Genomic DNA, 519 nt, shown 5'->3' on the forward strand with positions numbered 1-519 from the left:
CGGGCTGTGGTGCGGCTGGACCGTCCGGGCGGGGCGCGCCATTACGCCCTGTCGGTAGCGCAGGCCAGCCTGCACGGTCCCCTGGCCCGGCTGGTGGCGCTGACGGATATCGAGGCCGAGCTGAATGCGGGCGAGGCCACCGCCCTGCGCGAGGTCCTGCAGGTGCTGAGCCACGAGATCATGAATTCGCTGACCCCGGTGTCCTCGCTGGCCGAAAGCGCGCAGGACATGCTGGCCGGCGGGGACGCGGCGGCGATGCCCGAGGCCGCGCTGGCGGTGGCGACCATCCTGCGCCGCATCCAGGGGCTGGACCGGTTCGTTCAGGGATACCGGCATCTGGCGCGCCTGCCGCCCGTGGCCCCGCGCGCCCTGTCGGTCGGGGCGATGCTGCAAGATGTCGGACGGCTGTTCCACGGCATGTGGGAGGGGCAGGGCGTCGCGCTGCGCCTGCATCCGCCCATGCCCGACATCGTCGCCCGGCTGGACGGCGACCTGCTGGTGCAGGCGCTGATCGCGCTG

1 pseudogene is annotated in these 519 nt (G+C 73.2%); it reads left to right on the plus strand.

What is annotated here, in order from left to right:
- Window positions 1-519 (plus strand): annotated as a pseudogene (locus HUK84_RS22590) (sensor histidine kinase); the annotation flags it as partial.

It is taken from the genome of Nguyenibacter vanlangensis, assembly GCF_013376155.1.
GTDB classification, from domain to species: Bacteria; Pseudomonadota; Alphaproteobacteria; order Acetobacterales; family Acetobacteraceae; genus Gluconacetobacter; species Gluconacetobacter vanlangensis.